The organism is Streptomyces sp. NPDC046860 (assembly GCF_040645115.1).
Lineage (GTDB): Bacteria > Actinomycetota > Actinomycetes > Streptomycetales > Streptomycetaceae > Streptomyces.
The window spans coordinates 1-2,809 of sequence record NZ_JBEYXQ010000040.1 but is presented as its reverse complement, the minus strand read 5'-3'; the positions used below and the strand labels follow the sequence as shown (position 1 = coordinate 2,809).

The window sequence follows — 2,809 nt, the reverse complement described above, 5'->3', positions numbered from 1 at the left end:
GGCGGCGCTGGCTGCGGCCAACAAACGCGTCTCCAACATTCTGGCGAAGTCTACCGAAACGCTGAACGACAGCGTGCGCGCCTCGGTGCTGAAGGACGCGGCGGAGATCCAGCTGGCGACTCACCTGGTGGTGCTGCGCGACAAGCTGCAGCCGTACTTCGCGGCGGGCAACTACCAGGAAGCGCTGGTGGAACTGGCCGCGCTGCGTGAGCCGGTGGATGCGTTCTTCGACAACGTGATGGTAATGGCGGACGATGCGGAAGTGCGCGTGAATCGCCTGACGCTGCTGAGCAAGCTGCGCGAACTGTTCCTGCAGGTGGCGGATATCTCCGTACTGCAGTAAGCGATTCTCTGCTGTGAAAAGGCGCCTGCGGGCGCCTTTTTTATTGCTTGTGACCCGTCCTGAATAGCGTTGACACATTTTACTCACGCACAGAGGAAAATGTGATGAACCAGTATATTAAACGCACACAACGCGATTACTCTCTATCCTTTAAACTGGCTGTCGTCGAACAGGTCGAAAAAGGCGAGATGACATACCGCCAGGCGCAAGATCGCTACGGTATCCAAGGCAGCCAGACTGTCATGAACTGGCTGCGCAAATACGGTCAACTTGACTGGCGAACTTCTCCTTCCACCAGAACGTGCGGAGACAACATGCCCAAACTCCCCCTGACGCCCGAACAGCGTATTAAAGAACTTGAGCAGCAACTGGCTGAATCTGAAGTCAAAGCCCAGTTCTTCGAAGCTGTCGTCAAAGTGATGAACACCGACTTTGGCGCCACGCTGACAAAAAAGCAGCTAACCGCCTTATCGCGCAAACACAAGTACCGGGACTCACAGTAACGCGGGCCTGCCGATGGATGGGCATCAGCCGACAAGCGTGGTATCAGTCCCTGCAGCGTGAAGCAGGCAAAGAGGAGCAGGCCCGGCATCTCGTCGAACAGGTGACGGCCATCCGCTTGCACCAACCCCGACTGGGGACACGTAAGCTGCATCACCTGTTGCGGCAACACCCCGAACCGGCGTTGCATGTGGGCCGTGACCGGTTGTTCAGTATCCTGCGCTGCGCGCGGTTACTGGTGATGCCTAAACGGGCGTATCACAAGACGACGCACAGCCATCATCGTTTTTATCGCCATCCCAACCTGCTAAAAGCGGGAGACAATCAAGTAATAGCCAGCCGTCCGGAACAGGTATGGGTGGCGGATATCACCTACCTGCCGCTGAGAACGGGGACGGCGTATGTCAGCCTGGTAACGGATGCCTGGTCGAGAAAAATCGTGGGATATCACGTGCATGACAGTCTGCATACCCGGCATGTCGCCTGCGCGTTCAAAATGGCACTGGCCGGCAGACGCACGGCGTTGCCGTTGGTGCATCACTCGGACAGGGGTATCCAGTACTGCTCGCAGGAATATCAGGCGTTACATCAGCAGTATGGCGTCATCTGCTCGATGACGGACGGGTATGACTGTTATCAGAACGCGCTGGCGGAACGGATAAACGGGATACTCAAAACGGAATACCTGCTCGGCAGGCCAGAAGATATCGCGCAGGCAAGAAAGATGGTCAGGGAGTCGGTGAACCTCTACAACACGCGGCGGCCGCACTTGTCGCTGAAATACAAAACGCCCGATGAGGTTCATCGGGCGTTATCCGGTTGAAAAGTGTCAACCTATATCAGGACTAGTCACCGGTAAACTCCAACTGGCAACCGCCTTCATCCTGCTGATTGCGCTTAATGAGCGGTTGTGCGTGCAGCGCCTGCTCGTTGTCGTGGCCCTCATTACCGGTCTGGCGGTCAACGGTTATTCACTCTATCAGGGGCTGCGGCTGGATATTCCGCGCGTGGAGCTCAACTTCGATCGCGCCACGGTCGTTGCCTACCTGATGACCGCCATCGATCTGGTGATGATGCAAGCCATCCTGATGCTGCGCACCCGCTACCGTCTGGTGTTGTACATTGCGGCGTTCCTGCTGTCCTTCTCTGCGCTGGTGCTCACCGGCACGCGCGCGGCCATGCTGGTTTACCCGGTGGCGGTTTGTCTGTCGCTGCTGGCGACCAAGCATCTGGTATCCAGAAAACACAAGTTTTTGCTGGTCTCCTCGGTGCCATTATTGCTGCTCATCTGCGGATTCGTCTTTAAAGCGCAGATTGAACAACGCATTGCCGACTTCAAAACCAACATGCAACTGATCGATAAACCCGAGATAGATAACTCGATCATTTCCCGGCTGTCGATGCAAACGCTGGCATGGCGTACCGGTTCACAAGCCCCTTGGGGCCAATCCGCCGAACAACGCGGTGAAGAGATCCGCGCCATCGTCGCGCAGCAGCCACATCTGTACGGCGTCATGCCCTATATCAACGTCCACCTGCACAACGAACTGCTGGAAACCTATTCGCTCAAGGGCGTCTGGGGCGTACTGCTGCTGCTGGCACTCTATGTCTGCCTGTTCTTCTCTTCGTTCCGGCCGCAGCGCAACGCGCTGTTGCTGAGCGTCAGCGCCAGCCTGTTCGTTTACGGGCTGAGCGACGTCATCTTCTTCAGCACGGAAGGCACCGCCATGTTCTGTCTGGCGCTGATCGCTGGAGTGCTCTCCGTGGCGAGACAGACTTCCACACAGGAGCAGGCCGCGTGAACATTCAGCCACCGCTGCTCAGCGTTATCGTGCCGTTTTATAATAACGAAGCGTTCATCATCGCTGCGCTGGATTCGTTATTTACGCAGATTTCTGATGATATTGAGGTGGTGATCATCGACGATGGCTCTACCGATGCGTCGGGGGCGCTGGTCAGCCGGTA

Annotated in this window: 3 protein-coding genes and 1 pseudogene; all 4 read left to right on the top strand. The window is 56.7% G+C overall.

The window, feature by feature from the left end; all coding sequences use genetic code 11:
- A partial coding sequence (locus ABZ898_RS29580; protein ID WP_361665434.1) for a DALR anticodon-binding domain-containing protein occupies positions 1 to 343 on the top strand: 343 nt, incomplete at its 5' end.
- A 104-nt stretch (positions 344 to 447) separates the two neighbouring features.
- Positions 448 to 1,693, top strand: a pseudogene (locus tag ABZ898_RS29575) (IS3 family transposase).
- 200 nt (positions 1,694 to 1,893) lie between these two features.
- Positions 1,894 to 2,646, top strand: coding sequence for an O-antigen ligase family protein (locus tag ABZ898_RS29570; RefSeq protein ID WP_361665437.1), 753 nt, complete (start codon positions 1,894 to 1,896; stop codon positions 2,644 to 2,646).
- Positions 2,643 to 2,809: glycosyltransferase (locus tag ABZ898_RS29565; RefSeq protein ID WP_273890508.1), on the top strand; the 167-nt coding region annotated here is incomplete at its 3' end. The genes ABZ898_RS29570 and ABZ898_RS29565, both read left to right, overlap by 4 nt.

Coding starts and splice junctions, on each gene's coding strand:
- ABZ898_RS29570 (WP_361665437.1), top strand. CDS start 1,894: ATGACCGCCATCGATCTGGTGATGATGCAAGCCATCCTGATGCTGCGC.